General features: G+C 29.4%; 16 protein-coding genes. 11 read left to right on the plus strand and 5 right to left on the minus strand.

What is annotated here, in order from left to right; translation table 11 throughout:
- Window positions 1-7 precede the first annotated feature (7 nt).
- Window positions 8-643 carry a hypothetical protein gene (locus tag ACREVU_RS00795; RefSeq protein WP_431549736.1) on the plus strand — a complete coding sequence of 212 codons (636 nt, stop codon included), beginning with the start codon at window positions 8-10 and terminating at the stop codon, window positions 641-643.
- 369 nt (window positions 644-1,012) lie between these two features.
- Here ACREVU_RS00795 and ACREVU_RS00800 read toward each other — a convergent pair whose 3' ends face one another.
- Complete coding sequence (locus ACREVU_RS00800) at window positions 1,013-2,854, minus strand: YgiQ family radical SAM protein (RefSeq protein ID WP_431549750.1); 1,842 nt, start codon at window positions 2,852-2,854, stop codon at window positions 1,013-1,015.
- An 874-nt stretch (window positions 2,855-3,728) separates the two neighbouring features.
- On the opposite strand from ACREVU_RS00800, the gene ACREVU_RS00805 reads away from it, so the two are divergent.
- From ACREVU_RS00805 to ACREVU_RS00820, 4 genes are all read left to right on the plus strand, one after another.
- Window positions 3,729-4,991, plus strand: coding sequence for a magnesium transporter (locus ACREVU_RS00805; protein ID WP_431549737.1), 1,263 nt, complete (start codon window positions 3,729-3,731; stop codon window positions 4,989-4,991).
- 170 nt (window positions 4,992-5,161) lie between these two features.
- Window positions 5,162-5,872 (plus strand): spore cortex-lytic enzyme, encoded by a 711-nt coding sequence (gene sleB, locus ACREVU_RS00810; RefSeq protein ID WP_431549751.1) that lies wholly within the window; start codon window positions 5,162-5,164, stop codon window positions 5,870-5,872.
- A 347-nt stretch (window positions 5,873-6,219) separates the two neighbouring features.
- Window positions 6,220-6,726 (plus strand): RNA polymerase sigma factor, encoded by a 507-nt coding sequence (locus ACREVU_RS00815; protein ID WP_431549738.1) that lies wholly within the window; start codon window positions 6,220-6,222, stop codon window positions 6,724-6,726.
- Window positions 6,719-8,143, plus strand: coding sequence for a TolB family protein (locus ACREVU_RS00820; RefSeq protein ID WP_431549739.1), 1,425 nt, complete (start codon window positions 6,719-6,721; stop codon window positions 8,141-8,143). The genes ACREVU_RS00815 and ACREVU_RS00820 overlap by 8 nt, the downstream gene beginning before the upstream one ends.
- Window positions 8,144-8,197: 54 nt before the next feature.
- Here the strand turns inward: ACREVU_RS00820 and ACREVU_RS00825 are convergent, their stop codons facing one another.
- A complete protein-coding gene (locus ACREVU_RS00825) occupies window positions 8,198-9,238 on the minus strand; it encodes a M42 family metallopeptidase (protein WP_431549740.1) in 1,041 nt (346 codons plus the stop codon).
- A gap of 189 nt (window positions 9,239-9,427) precedes the next feature.
- Between ACREVU_RS00825 and ACREVU_RS00830 the strand changes: the two genes are divergently transcribed.
- Window positions 9,428-10,873: a VanW family protein gene (locus ACREVU_RS00830; protein ID WP_431549741.1), complete on the plus strand. Its 1,446-nt coding sequence runs from the start codon at window positions 9,428-9,430 to the stop codon at window positions 10,871-10,873.
- A 404-nt stretch (window positions 10,874-11,277) separates the two neighbouring features.
- Here ACREVU_RS00830 and ACREVU_RS00835 read toward each other — a convergent pair whose 3' ends face one another.
- Window positions 11,278-11,889, minus strand: a complete 612-nt coding sequence (locus tag ACREVU_RS00835; protein WP_431549742.1) for a hypothetical protein — start codon at window positions 11,887-11,889, stop codon at window positions 11,278-11,280.
- A gap of 289 nt (window positions 11,890-12,178) precedes the next feature.
- Between ACREVU_RS00835 and ACREVU_RS00840 the strand changes: the two genes are divergently transcribed.
- From ACREVU_RS00840 to ACREVU_RS00860, 5 genes are all read left to right on the plus strand, one after another.
- Window positions 12,179-13,120 (plus strand): AAA family ATPase, encoded by a 942-nt coding sequence (locus tag ACREVU_RS00840; protein ID WP_431549743.1) that lies wholly within the window; start codon window positions 12,179-12,181, stop codon window positions 13,118-13,120.
- Window position 13,121: 1 nt separating this feature from the next.
- Window positions 13,122-14,315 (plus strand): DUF58 domain-containing protein, encoded by a 1,194-nt coding sequence (locus ACREVU_RS00845; RefSeq protein ID WP_431549744.1) that lies wholly within the window; start codon window positions 13,122-13,124, stop codon window positions 14,313-14,315.
- A gap of 610 nt (window positions 14,316-14,925) precedes the next feature.
- Window positions 14,926-16,689: a transglutaminase-like domain-containing protein gene (locus tag ACREVU_RS00850; protein WP_431549745.1), complete on the plus strand. Its 1,764-nt coding sequence runs from the start codon at window positions 14,926-14,928 to the stop codon at window positions 16,687-16,689.
- A gap of 120 nt (window positions 16,690-16,809) precedes the next feature.
- Window positions 16,810-17,637, plus strand: coding sequence for a Cof-type HAD-IIB family hydrolase (locus ACREVU_RS00855; RefSeq protein ID WP_431549746.1), 828 nt, complete (start codon window positions 16,810-16,812; stop codon window positions 17,635-17,637).
- Between the two features lie 565 nt (window positions 17,638-18,202).
- The gene (locus ACREVU_RS00860; protein WP_431549747.1) at window positions 18,203-18,520 is read left to right on the plus strand and encodes a hypothetical protein; all 318 of its coding nucleotides are present in this window, start codon (window positions 18,203-18,205) and stop codon (window positions 18,518-18,520) included.
- A gap of 387 nt (window positions 18,521-18,907) precedes the next feature.
- Here the strand turns inward: ACREVU_RS00860 and ACREVU_RS00865 are convergent, their stop codons facing one another.
- The gene (locus ACREVU_RS00865; protein ID WP_431549748.1) at window positions 18,908-19,690 is read right to left on the minus strand and encodes an alpha/beta hydrolase family protein; all 783 of its coding nucleotides are present in this window, start codon (window positions 19,688-19,690) and stop codon (window positions 18,908-18,910) included.
- A gap of 29 nt (window positions 19,691-19,719) precedes the next feature.
- Window positions 19,720-20,400: a TetR/AcrR family transcriptional regulator gene (locus ACREVU_RS00870; RefSeq protein ID WP_431549749.1), complete on the minus strand. Its 681-nt coding sequence runs from the start codon at window positions 20,398-20,400 to the stop codon at window positions 19,720-19,722.
- Window positions 20,401-21,255: the final 855 nt, after the last annotated feature.

Below are 21,255 nucleotides of genomic sequence, written 5' to 3' on the forward strand. Positions count from 1 at the left end.
TATATCAGTGAATATATATTTTTTACTACTGCTTGTGATGGCTCTTTTATTATACAAAGGTATAATTTCTAGTTTGGTTTATTCACCTAAAAAAATTAAGCTAATAAGTATTCTGGCTTTAATTTTAATGACCTTTAGATGGATAGCATTAATGATTCTTTTTATTATAAAAAATCAAAATTATTTGTATTTATTAAAACCACTAGTGTATACAAATTTAATTTGTATACCATTATGTGGTATTCTTTCATTTCTAATTTTTTCTAGGAATAATAAAATTAAACTTAAAAAGCTTTTTTTGGGATGTATTATATTATTTGTAGCCTATTTTATTGTTATATATAAATCCACTACAAATATTAATATATCAAATTATTGTGGCTACACCATGGAATTACAATTAGAAGCATACTGTAATACTATGCTACTTATAATTAATGTAATTCTTGGTATAAAGGCAATAAAGCTATATAGCATGATTTATTCTAGTAAACCTGGGGCTATATTAATTATAATATCTGCGAGTATAACTATAGTATCAGTACTTCTAACTTCAATAAATTCTAATTTTACATGGCTATTATTAGGAGATATTTCTTGGCTTGCAACAATGGATTATGGTCTTTCAAAGTTTAAAAGGTAAAATCCTGAGTTCATTTATACGTAAAAAAAAGATATATATTACGTATAGTGCATTTGAATAAGCATTAGAACTCGTTATTTTATTTTTTTCCTTTTACGCAAAAAAAAGGTATATATTACGTATAGTGCATTTGAATAAGCGTTAGAACTCCTTATTTTATTTTTTTCTTTTACGCAAAAAAAAAGATATATATTACGTATAATGCATTGGAGCAAGCATTAGAACTACTTATTTTATTTTTAATTAAGATGCGTTAAGAGAAACATATGTTTGAGCGAAGCGAGTTTATGTTTCTTAGCATCTTAATTAAAAATAAAATTAGTAGTTCTTAGCGAAGCGACTGCATTAGTAGTAATATATATCTTTTTTTTATCTTTTATTTCGAGAAAATTTCATGTTACTAGTTGATCTTAGAGGTCTTGGTGGTATCAAAGATTTTCTATCAAAACCAATTAAATCTTCTCTATGAGCCTCTATTAAAGCTTCTTTAACCAGGTTATAGTTTGCAGGATTTTTAAATTGAAGCAGTGCTCTTTGCATATTTTTTTCTTTTTGCTGAGTTGGAACATAAACTTTCTCTTTAGTGTAGGGGTTAATTCCTGTGTAGTAGATTGTAGTAGATAAACTACCTGGTGTTGGGTAAAAATCTTGCACCTGTTCTGGAGTATATCCCATTTCTTTTATATATTCTGATAGTTTAATTGATTCCGTAAGGTCACTTCCAGGGTGGCTTGACATAAGGTAGGGAACCAAAAATTGATTTTTATTAAATTTTTTGTCTATCTCAAAATATTTTTTAACGAAACGGTCATAGACTTCTTTTTTTGATTTGCCCATTTGAGTGAGTACCTTATCACTAATGTGTTCAGGTGCTACTTTTAATTGTCCGCTAATATGATACTGGCATAATTCTTCAAAAAAAGTAGTATTTTTATCAAAAATCAAATAATCGTATCTTATTCCGGAACGAATGAAGACTTTTTTAATATTTGGTAGTGCTCTAACTTTTCTTAATAAATCTAGATATTCCGTGTGATCGATAATAAGATTTTTACAAGGAGTTGGGTACATACATTGCCTATCTTTGCACACACCTACACTTTCTTGAATCTTGCAAGCCCTATGTCTAAAGTTAGCTGTAGGGCCACCAATATCGTGAATGTATCCTTTGTAATTCTTTAAGGTAGTTAAAAGCTTTGCTTCCTCTATAATGGAATTCTGGCTTCTATTTTGAATAACTCTTCCTTGATGATAGGTTAGTGCACAAAATGAACAACTACCAAAACAACCTCTGTGGCTAGTTATAGAAAATTCAACTTCAGTTATTGCGGGAATACCGCCTTTTTCTTCATATATAGGATGATAGGTTCTAGTGTAAGGGAGACCATAAGTTATATCCATTTCATTTTGAGTTAGTGAAATTTGGGGTGGGTTTTGCACCACATATCTATCGTTATGCTTTTGAACTACAATCTTTCCCCTTATATCATCTTGCTCTAATGACTGTAATCTATAGCTTTCTCCATAAGCTTCTTTGTCAGTTTTAACAATTTCAAAAGATGGTACTTCTATAAAATCTTTAAGTTCTCCAATTTCTTTTGAGGCATAAACTGTACCTTTTATAGAAGTCATTTTATCTATGGTCATGCCATACCTAAAAAGATTAGCAATTTCAACTACAGTTTTTTCTCCCATACCATAGATTAGTAAATCTGCTTTAGCATCGATTAATAGACTTCTTCTCACCTTATTGTCCCAATAATCGTAATGAGCAAAACGTCTAAGACTTGCTTCTATGCCACCAATTATAATGGGAACATTTTTAAAAGCCTCCCTAGCTCTATTACAATATACAATAACTGCTCTATCTGGTCTGTGACCTGATTCTCCACCTGGTGAATAAAGGTCAGTATGCCTCTTTTTCTTTGCTGCGGTATAGTGATTAACCATAGAATCTATATTACCTGAATTTATAAGAAAACCGTATTTAGGTTTTCCAAGTTTTCTAAAATCATCTATGCTTTCCCAATTAGGCTGGGCTATAATGCCTACTGAAAATCCTTGATTTTCTAAGGTTCTTCCTATTATAGCAGTTCCAAAGGATGGATGATCAATATATGCATCCCCTGTGATTATTATAAAATCTAATTGAGATATATTTCTTTCTTTTAAATCGGCCATGCTAATAGGTAAAAATTGCTTGTTTAATATCATTGTCATTTCTTGTGGCTGGACACTCGTGATTTCAATCATGAGTGGAATGCCATAAACACTCAAATCCAGTTTGCCTCCTTATTTTAAAATAGTAATTTTTAAACAAGATAGTCGCAACCTCTTGTCAGGAACTACCAAACCCGTTATTTACCCTTCGACAATGTTGTAAAGGCTTTTTAGGTATAACACACCACTTCTTACCCTTGAAGTTTTTAATATTATACGATAGAGCTACAAACTAGGATAAATATTTGTAGGTATCATGACCTAAACAACGTAGCTTTCGCTTAGTCTAATCAACTAAGACATTGGAAAATTTCTTCCCTATGTCTACGACTTTAGTCGTGGGTTAGTTGACATAATCCTCCCAACAGATTAGGTGAACTTAAGTTTAATGTACATAATAATATTAACATAACTACTGAAAAATATGAACTATAAAAATTTATAAATAATAAAATGTGATTATCAGAAGTGAAATATTAAAAAAATACATGTATTTCTAAGTAATAATGAGAAAGAATGATAGATAATACACTAGGACTATTTAAAAGAGTATAATGGACAATTTCAATTGAATTTCTCTTTTATAGTTGCATTTTGAAGTATATATAATATAATTATATAGAGATTAATTTTTTTAGTTTAAATTAACATGTAAAAATGTACATATATAGATAAAAATTTTATAGGTGGTGAAGCTAAATGGAAAATGGCCCTCGGAGTAGAAGGTCAAAATTGATTCAAAATTTAATACTAAAATGCAGAGGAATTGTTATAATAGCTAATGATATAGTGTAAGTAGTGATTAATAATCAAAGTGTCACTAATTATAACTAAATATTTCTCTGCAAAATAGGAGGGATATTTTATGGAAAAAATTTCTGTGTTTTTTTTAAGTAAAGTATTAAATCAAAATGTGTATGATGAGTTTGAGGATAATATTGGGAAGCTGTATGATATTTATGTTACTACGGAGCAGGGATATCCAAGAGTTATAGGATATAAAATTAAAAAGGGAAGAGAAATTTATAATTATGAATTTAGAAATGTTGAAATATATAAAGAAGAAAAAGGAATAAATATAAGAGTAAGAGGAGTTAAAGATATAATTCCTAGGAAATTCTCTTACCTTTTGTCTAAAAACTTGTTAAACAAACAAATAGTTGATGTTAACGGGAAGAAAGTTGTTAAAGTAAATGATTTAACTATGAATAAGATTGGTGGAGAAATAAGGGTTGTCACCGTAGAATCCGGTATTATTGCAGCTGCTAGAAAATACAAATTAGATGGTATAATTAGATTCTTATATGATATATTAGGCAGAAAACCTAGGGAGAATAGTATAACCTGGGAAAGTGTTCAATCTTTAGAAATGGTAGCTGATTCCCTAAAACTAACTGAGCCTTACGGGAAATTAACTAAGCTCCATCCGGCAGACCTTGCAGATATTTTAGAGGGACTCGATACTGAAGCTCGTAATAAAATTTTTGAAAGCTTAGATAAAGATTTGGCGGCGGATACCCTTGAGGAATTACAACCAGAGGTTCAAGCAGATATTTTAAGCACTATAAACAACATACGTGCACAAGAGATTTTAGATGAGATGCCCAATGATGAAATTGCGGATATTTTAGATGAGATGAAGGAAGTAGATGCAGAAAAAATTCTTCTGAATTTTAGTAAAGAGGATGAAGAAGAAATTAGAAATCTTATGGAGTATCCAGATGAAGTTGTGGGAAGCATAATGAATAAAGATTTTATATCTTTTAATGTAAATATTACAGCTAGTGAAACTATAGAAATTTTAAGGGAACTTAAGCCAGATGATGAGGTAATGCATTATATTTATATTGTAGATGAAGATGAGAAACTTCAAGGTTTTATTTCACTCAGAAACTTAGTGCTTTCAGCTCCAGTGCAGAAATTGAAAGACATTATGGATGAAAAAGTTATTAAAATTAAAGATTGCCAAGATATTGAGGATGCTATTGAAGTGGCATTAAAATATGATTTAATATCACTGCCAGTAGTGGACTTAGACGAGAAATTATGTGGAATAGTAATTATGAATGATATAGTTGAAGAATTAATGTCACCTAGATTAAAAAGAAAACTTAAAAAAATCATATAAAAATACATTGTGCTGCTAAATTAGATTAAAGTAGCACAGTGTATTTTTTTTGAAATTAGGCACAAACTAACAACATTATAAAGTGTAGATATTAGGCATATAAAATAAATAGCATACTAATGTGTTATTTACTCGAAAATGCTTAATTTTGAGGAGGAATACTTTTGAAGATTAATAAACATATACTCAAAAGATGTATTGCTGTAACTATGATTATTTTAATTGCATATTTTGCAAATGAAGCTTATTTTAATATTTCTAGTAAGGCAGTTATAGCAGAAGTTTACAAGTATGGGTCACGGGGAGAGCAAGTTAAACAAATACAATCAAAATTAAAAAATTGGGGATATTATAATAATGGTGTTGATGGAATATACGGCTACAATACCTATCTTTCTGTTAAGTCATTTCAAAAGAGTAATGGACTTAAGATAGATGGAATAGCAGGAAGTCAAACACTAGCAGCAATAGGCATTAATCCTAGTGCGGCATCTTCTAGTGGAACGGCATCTAGCAATAACGTAACAAACAATAAGGATGTGGATTTAATAGCGAGACTAATAAATGGTGAGGCTAGAGGCGAGCCTTATGAAGGCCAAGTGGCTGTTGGAGCCGTAATTTTAAATAGAACCACAGATGCAAGATTTCCATCCACAATAGCAGGAGTGATTTATCAACCGGGGGCATTTACGGCTATAGTAGATGGACAAATAAATGCAAAAATTGAAGCCAATTCTATAAGAGCTGCCAGGGATGCAATAAATGGATGGGATCCTTCCGGGGGAGCAGTATTTTATTTTAATCCCGCAACAAGCACCAATAAGTGGATATGGTCACGACCACTTATAAAAATAATTGGTAAGCATAGATTTTGTAGCTAGTTAAAAATATCTAAAGTAAAATATGTTGCACATTATTTCATTGCAAGTTTATAATAAAGGACTACCCAGTAATTTTATTAAGATTACTAGGTAGTTTTTTATATGAAATTACAAAATTTTATGTTTATTGTAGAATTTTTGTTTATTTTTTTATAATAAAAAAAAATTTTGGGAATATAATTAGTATTATTCAATATATGGTATAATAATTTTAGATGTTTCTAAATAAATTACATAAAATTTAGTAAAATATGCAACTAAATATAAAAAACCACGTATATTAATCGATATGTTTTTTTAATAATCAGTGGTATTAGAACAACAAATTATAATGGGGGTACCGCTTAATGCAAAGTAAGTTCGAACAGCTTTATGATACGTACTATGATTGTGTTTACAGATATATTTTTGTTTCGGTAAAAAATAAGTGGAATGCAGAAGATATAATAGCCACTGTATTTACTAAAATATTTGAAAACAAGGATAAAATCACTGAGGTAGAAGACAGTAAAAATTGGATTTTTCGTATAGCTCATAACACTATTATAGATTTTTATAGAAAAAACAGTAAAGTAATTCCTATTGAAAACTTTTTGGATATAGGGGATGAAGATTTTGGATATGAAGATATTGTTATAAGAGATGAGTTTAATGGAGTAAGCAAAATAATTGATGTCTTACCAGAAGAAACTAAAAAAATGCTTTATTTAAGATTTTATGGGGGCCTAAAATTTAGAGAAATCGCAGAAGTAGTAAATATAACAGAAAACACTGTTAAGTCAACTATTTCAAGAGCTATAAAGAAAATCAAAAAAAATTATGAACATAGTTTAAGAGGTGATGTAAGTGGTTAGCAATGATTTTTATGTAGAAAAGTTATTGTGTAAGGATGCAGAAAAGATTGTTATTGATGAGGAATTCAAATGTGATTTGAAAAATAAGATAATGTTTGGTGAAAAACATAGCAACGTTACACAACTACCTAAATACAAAAATAGATTTAAGAAAAATAAATATTTGAAAATTGCTTCAGGTTTTGTAATTTGCGTAGTTGTAAGTGGGACAATATTTAAGGCTATAGATGTTCCAAGCATGAGTATATTTACAAAGAACAAATTAACTCCAGATGTTATTACACCAATAGTTACTGGAAAAACTTTAGCTGAAATTGAAAGTGAAAAAACAGATGCTTTAAAATCTAAAGAAGCATTAGCAAGTAAAAATAGTGGGAATAAGATACCAGTTGTAGTAAAGGACAGTAAAAGTAGCACTATTGCTAATACTTCGGAAAAAGATAGCAAAGTAAATGATGCTACAATAAATAAAGACACTGACAAAGTAAATCCTGTAGATAAGAATGCTGTTGTACCTAATAGTGTGGATAAACCTGGTAAAGATGATGGTGTTTTAACAGAAGTTATGGTATCTATAAAGGCATCTAATGTATCTAATTCAACCAATATACCAAAAATGGAAAATGTTAAAGAGGATGTAAGTTCTAGTTTGAAAATTTATGACTCAAGTTATTCACTTGGTGAAAAGAGTCTAGTTAATGTTAAAGAAGGCGCTATATATGTGAAGGATGTAGAATCTTCAAAAGAAAAAAAATTAATAGCCTATAATGAGGAGACTCAAATAGTTGAAAAGCCTAATTTTACACCCAATAATGAAATAATCTATTATAAAGCAGAAAAGGTAACGGCAGATAATGGAGATAGTGTAGCAAAAAATGGAGCTATCTACTTAACTGATAAAAATGGCCAGGAGTCTAGTAAAATCGTAGATGGGAAAAATCCTATGATATCTAAAGATGGTAAGAATTTAGTTTATGAAATTGATGGCAAAATATATATTCTGAATTTAGCATCAAGAGATAAAAGATTTGTAGATGAAGGCAAAGAACCTGCGTTTTCTGATAATGGTAACACAATAAGCTATGTAAAAGAAGGTAAAGAAACTCAGAACTATGATGCTAGTACTGGTAAAAAAGATGTTTATATTCAAAAGACATTTTCAAGTTTATGGGTTTTTGATTTAGCAACTGAAAAAACACATAGTTTAACGGATAATGAAGTAAACATCAATAACAAAAATATTCAGTCTTGGGCAACTGCTGTAAAAAATGGAACGATTACTAGTGACCTTGAAGTAAATAGTAAATACAGCTACTTTGAGAGTGTCTGGTCTTCTGATAATAAAGAAATTTATGTTATTAGAAAAAACAATGATTTAAAAATATTTGAGCTTATTAAGGTAGAATTGCGTAAGTAATGAGAATATAAAATTGGTAGTAGAAATTTTTCTACTACCAATTTTTTTTGCTTATTATTCTTGTGAACAGTATGAAATTATTAATTTTAAAGTACATAATATGGAATCCATATGAGTTCTCTCATAGCCATGTGACGCAAAAATACCAGCTCCAATTAGTGCCGTTTTTATGTCATACCCAGCTCTTAGAGCAGCTGAAGCATCGGAACCATAGTGTGGATAAACATCTATTTTATAATCTATATTTTCTTTTTTACAAATTTCTGTTAGCTTTTTTCGAAGTCCTAAATCATAAGGACCACTGGAGTCTTTAGCACAGATACATACACTATATTCAGAAGAATTTTGATCAAGCCCTGGGCAACCCATATCTACAGATAAAAATTCTTTAGTGTTTTCGGGTAATGCGGCAGAAGCACCATGCCCAACTTCTTCATAATTGCTAATGAATATATTGGTTGTATATGGTAGCTCAATGCTATTGTCCACTATATATTTGATGGCATAAAGTAGAATAGCAACTGAAGCTTTGTCATCTAGGTGTCTAGATTTTATAAAGCCCTTTTCAGTAAAGCGTGTTCTTGTATCAAAGCAAATGAAATCACCAACGCTTATTCCTAATTCTTCAACTTCTTTTTTAGAAGAAATTTTTTCATCAAGAATAACCTCCATATTTTCGGGATCTCTTTTAAGCTCACGTGCATCATTACCGCTAATATGTACTGAAGGCTTTGTGCTTTGAATAGTGCCGGTAAAAATTTTACCAAGGACAGTCTCTATTGTACAGTTTTCTCCTTCTATTGAATTCATCATGTACCCACCTATAGGGTCTAATGCCAATGAACCGCTGGAATTGATTTTTTTAACCATTGCTCCAAGGGTATCTACATGAGCAGAAAGAGTTCTTTGATAATCATTGTTTTTACCCTTTAAGGTAGCCACAACTGCACCTTTATTTGTGGTGAAATGTGGGACATTTAGAGTATCAAGCTCTTCCTTTATGTAGTCCATAATTTTTTCAGTATAACCTGAAGGGCTGGATATTGATAAAATGTTCTTCAAATAATATTTAATTTTATCTTCGTTATAGTTCATATTATCACTCCTTTGATACGAAATTAGTATGAGATAATACTACCATAAAAAATGTTAAATTTAAACTTAAACATAAAGCATAGAAAATAATAAATATACGTGGAAAAACAGACTTAGAAATAATAAAAGTGTATAGGCTTATTAGTATGTTTGTAGTATAATGTCAAGGAGTAGAAAAGGAGATTTCACATGAAGAAAAAAAAAATTATGATAATTGGAATTTTAATTTTGGTAGGTACTATTGTTTTTACAAGCTATTCTTATGTTAAAGTAAAACATTGGAATTTACTAATTTTACCTACAGTTAAAATAGAGGATGAAGATTTAACAGGTAAGACCAAGGAAGAAGCCCAAAAGATAATGATGGACAAGTATTCAAGTCAAGCGGGTAAGAAAAAGATAGAGATAAAAACTGAGGAGAAAAAATATATCTTAGACTATGCAATGTTAGATGCTAAGTATGATATTAATGAAGCGATAGATAAGGCATATGCTTATGGAAGAGACATGAATATGTTTCAAAAATATAAAGCTATAACTTTTCCTGTAGAGAAGTCAATAAAACTGACTTTAGAATATAATGATAAAATTGTTGATAAAATGTTAGGAGAAATAGCTAAAGATACAAATAAAAAGGCTGTAAATGCAACTATAATTATTGCTAATAATGGTAAACTTAATGTTGCGAATGAGATTATGGGAAGGAAACTCGAAGAAGATAAATTAAAAAAAGATATTAAAAATAAAATCAATGGTGTTATTTCAGAAAATATTGTAAGTATTGAGGCCCCAGTAACACAATTAAAGCCGAAAGTAACAGCAGCTGTTTTAAAACCAATAAACACAAAAATATCTAGCTATTCTACGAACTTTTCAAGCTCTGCAGAAGGTAGATCAACTAACATAGGACTATCTACTAAAAGCATTAATGGTACGTTACTTATGCCTGGTGATGTCTTTAGCTTTAATGGTACTGTAGGTGAGAGAACCTCAGAAAGAGGATATCAAAGTGCGGGTGTAATTATTGGAGATAAAATAGAGCAAGGTCTAGGTGGAGGAATATGCCAGGTTTCATCTACTTTATATAATGCAATACTGGGTACTGGACTTAATTCTGTAGAAAGAACTCATCATACAATTTCTTCAGGATACATACCAAAAGGACAGGATGCCACAGTTGATTATGGTAATCTTGATTATAAGTTTAAAAATACTTTTAAGTATCCAGTATATATTGAAGGCTTTGTATCAGATAGAAATATATATTTTAATGTTTATTCTAATTCAGCATTAACTAAAAAATCTTATGAAATAGTAAGTGAAATATTGGAAGTTACTCAACCTACCACTGAAACAATAAAAGATTCAACTATGTATGAGGGTGAAACTGAAATTGTTAAAACAGGTTATAATGGATATAAAGTTAGGGTATCTAGAAAAACCTATGAAAATGGTAAGCTAATTAACACTACTGTTATAAATAATGATACATTTAACGTTATCAATGGTGTTATAAAAGTTGGTACTAAGAAGAAGACCACAATAGCTCCAGTAGTACCGCCAGTAGTAGTACCACCAGTAGTAGTACCACCAGTAGTGCCACCAGTGGTACCGCCCGTTGTAACACCTCAATAATATAAGAAAAAATTCCTCATTTGAGAAATGTGTTTTTTTAAAACGTGTAATTATTCTTAATAGTTAGTAATCGTGAAATATACGAGGTTCTTACATTCGCTAAGTAAGAATTTTTAAATCAAATTTAATAGTTTCTACGTTTCATATTGCAAGTCACTTCAGGTGAATTCTAAAGAATGTTGAGTTTAGAGAAGTGAACGTAACTAATCTGGCTATAGTTAATGACTCAGGTTTTATCATTGTTTAGTAATGTGATCATATATAGTCACAATTAACCCCCACATCTAATGATGTGGGGGTTAATATATTTAGATTATATTAGTATGTTATTTTTTAAAACTTCTTATGCAACTTAAATTATTTAGAATGTAAAACTGCATTTATTGAACATGATTGAGTTTTTGTTACTGTTGTTTCATTTGTGGTTGATTATCACCATGACCACCCATTTGTCTACCACCATTTTGTCCACCATCATTAAGTTCTTTAGCAGGGGCTGCTATTATTGAGGTTTCTTGAGCCGATGTTATTGTACCAGATGTTACTAAGGTATCTAGTGTGGTTTTTCTTCCTGCTTCAGTTTTATCTGCTGATTTTAAAGCAGTTTCTATTGCAGTCTGTTGTGCTGCTGTTATTGTTCCGTCTGTCACTAAAGCATCTAAATTAGAGCCATGACCAACCTTTTCTCCATCGACATTATCTGAAGGCATTAAAGCAGTTTCTATTGCAGTTTGTTGTGCTGCTGTTATTGTTCCGTCTGTTACTAAAGCATCTAAATTAGAACCATGAGAACCCTTTTCTCCGCTGATATTACCTGAAGGCATTATTGCTGTTTCTATCGAAGTTAGTTGTGATGATGTTATTGTTCCTGCCGTTACCAACGCACTTAACTTAGTTTCAATATTAGTATTTACAGGTGCTGTAGTAGCACCAAATGCTGCACTAGCAGTTGATATAGTCATACATGCTAAAACGAGTCCTGCCATAATCTTACTTTTAATATTTTTACTTTTCATTAATATCACTCCTATAGTTTATTTTTTATTTGTTGTTAACTTTTCACTAACTTCATTGTATCTTGTAATTGTTGCATAATTATCAAGAAAATATGTGAATATTGTGTTATTTTGAAAAAATTAAAAGGAAATGTATCCTTACTTTTTTTAATATAATATAAATTGAAAATTCAGAATTAAATCTAAGTTTAATAATTGAATTAATGGATATATCATGAAAATGATGATATTATATAATTATTATAATATTATAGGTTTTATAGCCTAAAGCATGGGAGGAGGATAAGTTATGACAAATGATGTGGAATTAGTACAAAAAATTGCAGATAACATTGGAAAAGTTATATTGGGAAAGAGACTTGAAATTTACAATATATTAAAAGGGATATTAGCCAATGGTCATATTTTAATTGAAGATGTTCCGGGGGTAGGAAAAACCACACTTATTAAAGCTTTGGCAAAATCATTAAATCTGTCATATAATAGAATCCAATTTACACCAGATCTTTTACCTTCAGATATTATTGGGGTTTCTATATATAGTCAAAAAACCATGGAGTTTGAATATAAAAAGGGACCTATTTTTTCTAATATAATATTGGCAGATGAGATAAATAGGACATCACCTAAAACACAGTCTGCACTACTTGAAGCAATGGAAGAAAAACAGGTTTCTGAAAATGGGGTTACATATAAACTAAAAGAGCCGTTTTTAGTCTTAGCAACTGAAAATCCTATAGAGTACGAAGGAACATTTTCATTACCCGAGGCGCAGCTAGATAGGTTTATGATTAAGGTAAAAATAGGTTACCCTCAGCCAGATTCTGAAGTGAATATATTAGATTTATATAGGCAAAGTAATCCTTTTGAAGAATTAGAATCTGTTGCCACAGAGGAGGATATTTTATATTTACAAAAAAAAGTTAGGGATGTGCATGTAGAAAAAGAGTTAAATGAATATATAGTGAAGATAGTTAATGCAACTAGGCATAATAGCTTGATATTGTTAGGTGGGAGTATAAGAGCATCCTTAGCGCTTCAAAGAGTTGCACAAGCCACTGCACTTATAAATGGACGAGATTATATTATACCAGAAGATATACGGGTAAATGTATTAATTGTCTTAAGTCATAGAATAACATTGACTTCATCCGCTAGAGCTAATAATTATACAACGCAGCAGGTGATTTTAGATATTTTAAAAACAATTCAAGTTCCTAAGGTGAAATAACATGATTAAGGTTGATAAAAAAATAATATTTCTTAGTATAGGGGCTTTTGTTTTTGCTTATATGTCAGGGGGTAATCTACCCTATTCAATATTTTATTTATTATCAGTTACCATGATTTTAGGAAAAATTTATATGCATACAACTAAAAAGAGCTTGAATGCTAAAATAAAATATGACAGTAGATTTTATAATGTTGGAGACAATGCTAATATTACAATAATAGTAGAAAATTCAGGGATAATACCCACACCCTATGTTTTTGTGGAAAGTAAAGCGTTACGTTCATTAGTACAAGGATACTGTGGAGATTTGATATTTATTGGTATGGATAAGAGTAAATGGATTGTTAATAAGATGATTTTAAAAAAAAGGGGAATCTATGATTTCGGAGATATATATTTAGAAGTAAGTGATTTATTTTGTATTTTTAAATCAATAAAAAATATTCACAAGCAACTGGATATTAAGGTATATCCTAAGTTATATGATTTAAGTAATATAAATTTGTGCGGGCAGGATAGTTATGAAAATCTTATTAATAGCAAAAGTGGAATTGATGATTTTACATTGATTAAAGATATAAGAAAGTATAATACAGGGGATAATCTTAAAAAAGTACATTGGAAATTAAGTGCTAAGCATGGAGAACTGTATGTGAAGAATTTTGATTCGGTTTCTGGAAAAGAATGCAATTTATTTATGAATATGCATATTGATAACGTGAAAGAAGGATTAAATGAAATTATTGAGGAAGAGATGGTAGATTTTTCTTTATCTTTAACTAAATATATGATGAATAATAGAATTAAAACTGCTTTGTTTATAAATGCAAAGGAGCAAAAAAAAATGCAAGTGGAATGCAAGGAAGATTTTCTGGGGATAATGGAATTGTTCTTAAAAACTAAAAGTGATGGGAATTTTGAATTTACTAGCTTTATAAGATCAAATTTAAAATATATATCTAAAGGTAATTGGATAGGAATTGTAAGTATATCTGTTGATGATAAATTAAGAAATGCCCTTATGAATTTAAAAGAAATGGGATATAGAGTTAGTGTGTTTTATTATGCAAAATCCTTACGGGAATTTAAAGACAATAATATTGTTAAAAATAAGGATTTTAATAAAAATATTACCCTTCTTAAAAATTTAAGAATAGAATGCATTAATTTTAAGGAACTCATAGAGAGGTGAAGCAATGCAGTGGATTAGAAAAAAGTTCACATATATAGTTCTGATTATTATAAACTTTAATTTCATTTTAAGACTCTTAGAAAAGGGTGTATATGTTATAAATTTTAATTATGTATTTACAAGCTTGTTATTTTTAATAGGCCTTTTGATTTATTGGTTTTATGATTATGTTCTCAGAAAAAGAATGTATAGAGTCTTGTTTACATTATTTATTTTTGGGATATGCGGTGCCTCTTATCTTAAAAAAACTGAATTTGTTAATGACATAGTAAATCGATATATTATTAAAAATATTATCAGTCTAAATGACCTTATATATGAAGGGGCTATTACTTATTTTTATCAATATAAGTATATATTAATTATAATTATACCTTTATTTATTGCACTAATTTTATGGATAACATTTAGGTTTATGAAGAGTTTCATTTTAATTATATCTCTTGGAGTGGTTATTTCATTATGGTTTTCTAATTCTTATGCTGTGGTTAAACAGTATTTGTTCCTATATCTATTTATCTCCCTAATGACTTTCTTTATTATTAGTTACATAAAAAGGATTGAGAAATATAAGAATGATGGAGTGATAGTATCTTTAAAATTTGTTCCCATGTTAATCTATGGAATTATAATCTCTCTAGCAATTTCTAAAACAACCCTTATGCTACCACAGGAGATTAAGGGGCAAGACTTAACCCGTTTTGGTAATTATTTTGAGAATAAGTTTGGATCAGATACTGCTGAACCTTTCCCATTAAATAAAGATAGATATAGTTTATCTGCTTCTGGGTATAGTAGTAATGATAAAAGATTGGGTGGACCTATTTCCTTGAATTATAGGGAAGTTTTTAAGGTCAAAAGTGATAGATCATATTATTTAAAGGGCAAAGTTATGAATTTTTATGATGGAAACAAGTGGACTAAAACTAATGAAAATTATTATAGAAAAATTGACGGTAGTGATATGGAGTTTTTAAATTATGGGAAAAGCTCAATTGATATGAAAAATACACTAACTATATATCCAGATAAAAAATTTAAAACTAATACAATATTCGTACCTAACTATGTTTTTAGTGTGGATATGGAGGGAGCTTTATTTTATGATAAGGCACCAACGGTTTTAAGTGAAGATGCAGTTACAAAACCTTATAATGTGGAATTTTATAGATATAACGATGCAATTGATACAATTGAAGATGTAAGAGACTCCACAGCAAAAATTTTAGAGAAGAGTAATCAGAAGAAGAACTCTGCAATAAGTGTGGTAGTGAAATATGATTTTCCTATGGATTATTTGCTAAGGCCTAAGGATATAAATATATTTATTGATAAAAATACTCTAATTGAAGATAAATTTAAATTTAGGAACAATGAGGATTATAAAATAGTGAATGATTATGCAGAATATCTTCAAGTACCCCAAAACATTTCTAAAAGGACTTATGATTTAGTTGTGGATATCACAAAAGATTCTAATACCAGTATAGAAAAGGTATTGAAAATTAAAAATTATTTAGTTAAAAACTATGTATATGATTTACAGGTTTCAGTGATACCAAAGGATAGTGAATTTATTGATTATTTCTTATTCAAGGAGAAAAAAGGGTACTGCACTTATTTTAATACAGCAATGACTGTGATGTGTAGGATGGCAGGGGTCCCTGCAAGGTACGTAGAGGGATTCAAAACCCCTGACAAAAAAGATTCTAGTGGATTATATAGTGTTTCTAATTCAGATGCTCATGCATGGTGTGAAGTTTTACTTGGAGCTTCTGGATATTCAAATTTATGGACAATAGCAGATGCATCACCAACTGCTTCAGAGGACATACAAAGAAAACTAATGCAGCTTGAAGAAAATCAGAAAAATACTGCAGATACTGGTGAAGTTGACATAAGTATGACTCGCAAACCACAAAATATTATAGGAGATATTGAACCTACAGGAGGATCAGCTGCAGGTAAAGTGGTTTTATTTTCAGATGTGCAGCTTAGGACAATAAACATATTAACTGTAATTATATTATTTTTGATGATGAGAATCATAAAAGTGTTTAAAAGGCGGAGAAGGCTATTAAAATCTAAAAAGGTAGCACCAATATATAATTATTATCTTTATAGATTAGCTGTGATTCAGATAATTAAGCCAGAATACTTAGGTGATCTGGAGTTTGCGGAGGGCATAACAAATTGGAAGCTTAAAGAAAGAATGAAAATTTTAGTTGCAGGAGCATATGAGGAATTTTATGGTAAACATTCAGTGGTGACGTTAAATAATGTTGAATACTATGATTTTTTGGAGAGATATTTGAAAGATTATGAAGGAAGGGTTCAATATTTATTGAATAAGTACTTAGGAACATTTAAATAAAAGCAATTAGACTAGTATAGGTAAAAGATATTTTATAGTATACACTATTAATAATGGACAGAGATATCTCCTATATAATCAAGAAAAAATTAATAAAAAACAAAGAAGGAAGGCAAAAATATGGATTATAAATTAATATGTATAGATATGGATGGTACCTTGTTAAATGATAAAAAAATTATTAGTGAGGAAAATCATAAAGCTATAAAGTTAGCCAGTGAAAAGGGTGTAAGAATTGCAGTGTGTACGGGAAGAATTTTTACTTCTGCAGATTTTTTCTCTGAACTTTTGGGGGTTAAGTCACCGGTAATAGCATCTAATGGTGCTTACATTAGGGAAAAAGATAAAGATGAGATAGTTTACAAATCAACATTGGGGATAGAAAAGTGCAATAAACTTTTAGAAGTTTTTAAGAAGTACAGTCTATATCCACACTTTTATACTAGCGATATAGTCTTTACGGAAAAACTAATATATTCTTCTCGTTTTTATGAGGAAGTTAATAAAACACTACCAAAGGATAAGCAGGTTAAAATAATACTTGTTGAAGATTGGGATGAGGTATTTAAAGAATATGAAAGCGAAATTTTTAAGGGTATAGCAGTGGAGGAAGATTTAGATAGATTGCAGTGTGCAAAAATGGAGCTAAAAACCATGGATGAGTTTGAAGTGGTAAGTTCTCGTTTTAACAATTTTGAAGTAATGAATAGGGGCGTATCTAAGGGAAGTGCGGTTAAAATTTTAGGAGAGTATTATGGAATAAAAAGTGAACAGATTATTTGTATTGGGGATAGCGAAAATGATTTGTCTATGATTGAGTTTGCGGGGCTTGGAGTTGCTATGGCAAATGGGAGTGAGCTTGTGAAAGAGGCTGCGCAGTATATTACTGATAGTAATAATTGCGATGGAGTAGCAAAGGTTATTCAGAAATTTGTGTTAGAGGTATAAAAGGAGATAATCTAAAAATTCAAGTTAAGAGTTTTTTCTTAGATTATGCTATAACGAAAAGTATAGATTGCTAGAATGCTTTCATATCGCCAAGTAATTCTAAAATTCATTTTATCTGCATCTGCTAAAAAATGCAAACTCGCTTTGCTCAAACATGCATTTTTCTATATGCATCTGCAAATAAAATAAATTTTGAATTACTAAGGCTTATTCAAATGCATTCTGCGCAATCTATACTTTTGTTAGCATAATCCAAGAAAAAATACCTAAGTTTGAAAATGAATATTATTAATTGAAGTGAAAAGTTCATTATTGTAAATAAAGAAGGATTTTTAAAACTTCAGTTGTATATTTCAATTTTGAATTCAATGTGCATGAGTGTTTTCGGTATTATAGTAATTATATATAATTTACCAAATTCATATGTAGTAGCATATCCGATATTATTTCAATTAATAAATTATATGATAAGGCCAATAAGTAGAAGTAAACAATATATAAAATACAAATAGGAACAGGGACTATATAATATCGTATTGTGAGGTAAGCAAAGGAGATTCTCAATATGAGGAAGAAAATTGATTTAAAAAGGTTTTTGATTATTACAATAATTAGTTTTGTTTTGTTAACTTCACTGAGTATACAGTGGATACCATTTAATTATCCTACAGCATCATTACATATAGTAGTGTATTGGCAAATTCGGGATCAGTTATTTATTAATCATCAATATTTTTTTGTTTTTATATTTGTGTCAGTTATTTTAGGAATGTTATTTTCTGTAAGGCTGAAGGGAATATTTAGAAAGATTCAAGAGATATCGTTTTATTCACTTTTATTTATTTGGACTTGGATAATGTATTTTGAGAGTTCGGTTGGATAATAATAAAAGGATATTTCACTTATTTTAACTAAAAGGTTGAAAAAACATTTTTTTATGGTACTAGTTAAGTTGTGAAGTTATAAAAATATTTTTTGAATTTGTCCTAAACATGATATAGTAAAAATGCTTATTAAATGTTAGCCCCACAAGTCAAAAACAAAAGTGGTGGTATTACAATCACACCAAAACATTAAATGCTAAATACTTCAAAAGAAGGATTAAAGGTGTTGTGAAGGTGCAACAAGAAAATCAAATGTAAGCATATTATAGTTAGAAGACATACAATATAATTTTCATTATATTGTATGCCTCTTTTTATTATTTTAATTTTATGTGGTACTTTAAGCAGTTACACAAAAAAATAGTTTTTCAAAGTCGGCTTAAAGATTAAGCTAAGAAGGGTGCATTTGTCTTTAAAAAGTTAATTATTTCATTAACTGATTGTTTATAGCTTAAAAAGTAATGTCCCTCTAAGTCTAAAACAATATGATTTATATTATCTTTGTTAGTGCTATTTTTAACTAGTATATTACACATCTTTTTACTTGGCCAATAATTGTCATTTTCAGCTGAAAGCAATAATATTTTTCCTTTATAGTTGTTAATATTGATTAATGCATTTTTATTTAAACTGTTTTCTATAGACATTTCATAACATTTACAATAATTCTTTTTTTCTGCTTCTTTCATAGCATTCTTATCTAAATAAAATTTAATATATGGTAAATCATAATTATTAAATGACCATGAAGATTTAGGAGATTTCAGGTTAGAAGGAGTAACTGGTAAACCTTGAAATACATAGCAACTAGGGACACAAGCAATAGTAATTGCTGATTTCATGTAATTAGATAATAGTAAAGCAGCTTCTCCTCCTTTAGATTGACCAATAAGAACTACTTGATTATCAGCTATTTTATACTTTTCTTTTACAAAACTAATAGCATTCACAAAGTATTCCATTGAAATCCTTTCTAACGTCTTAGGGAGATCCCCAACACCAAAATATGCTAGTAGTAAAACATTATAATTTGGCTTTAAATAATCCAATAAGTCTTCACTTAAAGGAGATGGAAGGCCAGATCTACTACCGCCTAAAATAACAACTAGTGGCTTTCCCTCATTTTCATAAAAATCACCATAAGTTTCCTTTGTCCTATATTCTTGCATTATAATTACCTCCATAAATTTAAATTCTTCTATTTCAAAAGTTCTTCATAATCTGATATGAGCACTTCAGTGATATACTGATTTACCTCATTATCTGTAAAATCAATATTCAATGCTCTAAGGTGATAAGTACACAAAGAGAAAATCGTATCTTTCAAATTACTTGTAAGCCTTTCATCAATCCAGTAGGTTATAACACCAAATATGCTACTAGTAAGTAAAACCGAAGTTACATTGATATCATTGATACCCAATGAGTGGACTTCATTTAAATGTTCCAGTATTCCTTTTAAATAACTATTTGTCTTGTCTAATGTCTCCCAACGTTTCTTTTCAAATGATTCATTAATTGCCATCGATTTTACAAATAGTAACTTTGACAGCTCTTTATTGCTTACATATGTGCAAATTGCACAGGTCATTGCTAAAGTGAATTTTTTAGGAATACTATCATTTTCGCCCATAGAAACATCAGAAGCGATTTTCAGACTCATATCGGAAATTTCTTCGTAAATCTGCTCTAATACTTCTTCTTTATTATTAAAGTACGAATAAAATGTACCTACTGCTACAGAGGCTTCATCAGTAATATCTTTTATTGAAGAATCAATGTATCCTTTCTGTGAAAAGACCTTTGTAGCGGCTTTAATAATAGTCTTTCTTTTTAAATCCTTTTTACTTTCTGGTTTAGTAAAATCAATACCCTTCATAATACCTCCTATTTCAATATAATGAATTTGAATTCATATTCATTATATGCGTATTAATATTAAAGTTCAACATGTTTTAGAAAAAAAGAATATATAATTGGTGTATCAGCCCATTTCCATAGTAAGTTGAAAAATAAATTACAAGATACGATTTTCATTTGTTATGTTGTAGAATTCTATGATCAAGATTGTAATAAAAAATGTATTTTAAAGTAATGGATAATGCATAAATAGTGGGGATTTTCTCAATTAGATAGGTTTTATGCAGTGATTATAGTAGGTTAATGCATATATTAAAGCATGAATGAGGATATAAGCTAGTTTCAGGAACATAACAAATGTCGTGAAATTTTTGGTTTCACGGCATTGTCATTTTTTTTGATTATAAAATATTTTTATTTTATATATAATTTGTAGTAAAAATAGTATAATTAACCATATATTTATGTCGGAATCGTATTTAACTACGTCTTAACCAAATGCATGATTTTGACTAAAAACATACATTTATAGAACAAAGAAAGAACTATCTAAATAAAGTTAGATAGTTCTTTCTTTTTGTTAGAGATAATATTTTATTATGATGTATGCATTTCATCATTGTATAAGGCAATAGTAGTATAATTAAGATATAATTTTTTATGTCTTAATTCAATTGAGGTGATAAAATGATACCCAAATATATAAACGTAGCATGTATTACAAAAGAAAATAGAAATAATATGATTGATTACAATATTTGTGCGTAAAGCCCACTCCTTCAGGTGTGGGATGGATAGCATAAGAAACTAATTTTGTTTATAGGATATATAAGCATTGTTAACATACACGTTTTGAGATATACTTTAATTATGG

It is taken from the genome of Clostridium sp. (assembly GCF_050717535.1).
GTDB lineage: Bacteria > Bacillota > Clostridia > Clostridiales > Clostridiaceae > Clostridium_AD.

Excerpts from the sequence above, each read along its gene's own strand:
- ACREVU_RS00815 (WP_431549738.1), top strand. The coding sequence starts at position 6,220 with ATGCAAAGTAAGTTCGAACAGCTTTATGATACGTACTATGATTGTGTT.
- ACREVU_RS00805 (WP_431549737.1), top strand. The coding sequence starts at position 3,729 with ATGGAAAAAATTTCTGTGTTTTTTTTAAGTAAAGTATTAAATCAAAAT.
- ACREVU_RS00845 (WP_431549744.1), top strand. The coding sequence starts at position 13,122 with ATGATTAAGGTTGATAAAAAAATAATATTTCTTAGTATAGGGGCTTTT.
- ACREVU_RS00865 (WP_431549748.1), bottom strand. The coding sequence starts at position 19,690 with ATGCAAGAATATAGGACAAAGGAAACTTATGGTGATTTTTATGAAAAT.
- ACREVU_RS00825 (WP_431549740.1), bottom strand. The coding sequence starts at position 9,238 with ATGAACTATAACGAAGATAAAATTAAATATTATTTGAAGAACATTTTA.
- ACREVU_RS00870 (WP_431549749.1), bottom strand. The coding sequence starts at position 20,400 with ATGAAGGGTATTGATTTTACTAAACCAGAAAGTAAAAAGGATTTAAAA.
- ACREVU_RS00830 (WP_431549741.1), top strand. The coding sequence starts at position 9,428 with ATGAAGAAAAAAAAAATTATGATAATTGGAATTTTAATTTTGGTAGGT.
- ACREVU_RS00855 (WP_431549746.1), top strand. The coding sequence starts at position 16,810 with ATGGATTATAAATTAATATGTATAGATATGGATGGTACCTTGTTAAAT.
- ACREVU_RS00835 (WP_431549742.1), bottom strand. The coding sequence starts at position 11,889 with ATGAAAAGTAAAAATATTAAAAGTAAGATTATGGCAGGACTCGTTTTA.
- ACREVU_RS00840 (WP_431549743.1), top strand. The coding sequence starts at position 12,179 with ATGACAAATGATGTGGAATTAGTACAAAAAATTGCAGATAACATTGGA.
- ACREVU_RS00860 (WP_431549747.1), top strand. The coding sequence starts at position 18,203 with ATGAGGAAGAAAATTGATTTAAAAAGGTTTTTGATTATTACAATAATT.
- ACREVU_RS00850 (WP_431549745.1), top strand. The coding sequence starts at position 14,926 with ATGTTAATCTATGGAATTATAATCTCTCTAGCAATTTCTAAAACAACC.